The following is a 1,066-nucleotide window of genomic DNA, read 5'->3' on the forward strand; positions in this document are numbered from 1 at the left end:
AACGCCTTAGCCGGCCCTGGGCAAAAACGACCCGGGGGGGGGGCCGCGGCCCCGCCCCGGTGACGAAGATCTGGATCAGTTCTTCTGGATCTGGTCGAACGACAGCTCGACCGGGGTCTCGCGGCCGAAGATCTCGACCAGGCCCTTGACCTTCTTCGAGTCGGGGTTGATCTCGTTGATGGTCGCCTGGAGGGTGGCGAACGGACCGTCGGTGACGGTGACCGAGTCGCCGACCTCGAAGTCGAGCACCTGGACCTCGACCGGGCGGACGGGCGACGCCTTGCCGGCCTCCTTGGCCGCGGCGCGCTCCACGTCGGGGGCGAGCATCTTGACGACCTCGTCCAGCGTCAGCGGGTACGGGTCGTAGGCGTTGCCGACGAAGCCGGTGACACCCGGGGTGTTGCGGACGACGCCCCAGGACTCGGCGTCCAGCTCCATGCGGACCAGGACGTAGCCGGGCAGCTTGTTCTGGCGGATGGTCTTGCGGTCGCCGTTCTTGATCTGGACGACCTCTTCCTGCGGCACGGCCGACTCGAAGATGCGGTCCTCGACGTTCAGCGAGACGGAGCGCTGCTCCAGGTTCTGCTTCACGCGGTTCTCGTAGCCGGCGTAGGTGTGGATGACGTACCACTCGCCGGGCGCGAGGCGGAGCTTCTCGCGGAACTCGGCCACCGGGTCGCTCTCCGCCTCGTCGGCGGCCTCGACCTCGGCCTCGACGGCCTCCTCGGCGGCGGCCTCGGCGTCGGAGACCTCGTGCAGCGCGGCGGCCTCGGCCGGCGTGCCCGCCTCGTCCTCGTCCGCAGCCACGACCTCGTCCTCGTCGGCGTCCGCGGCGTCGAAGATCTGCTCCGCAGCCTCGGCGTCGGCAGCCTCGGCCGCGACATCCGCCTCAGTGACGGTCTCGTCGGCGTCGTACAGGGGGGACTCAGACACGGGCGCTGCTTCTTTCCTGGGAAATGAACGGATACCTCAACAGTACCGAGTCAACGGTAGCTGGCCCGCCCGGTCGGCGCGGAAAGCCGGACCGGTCGCGCGCCCCCGGGGCGGGGGGGGCGGGCTGCGGCGC

Annotated in this window: 1 protein-coding gene; it reads right to left on the reverse strand. The window is 70.3% G+C overall.

From position 1 onward, the window contains the following. Positions 1–75: 75 nt before the first annotated feature. Positions 76–933: a transcription termination/antitermination protein NusG gene (gene nusG, locus ACFV0G_RS32425; protein ID WP_380555740.1), complete on the reverse strand. Its 858-nt coding sequence runs from the start codon at positions 931–933 to the stop codon at positions 76–78. Positions 934–1,066: the final 133 nt, after the last annotated feature.

This window comes from Kitasatospora sp. NPDC059571 (assembly GCF_042735675.1).
Taxonomy (GTDB): domain Bacteria; phylum Actinomycetota; class Actinomycetes; order Streptomycetales; family Streptomycetaceae; genus Kitasatospora.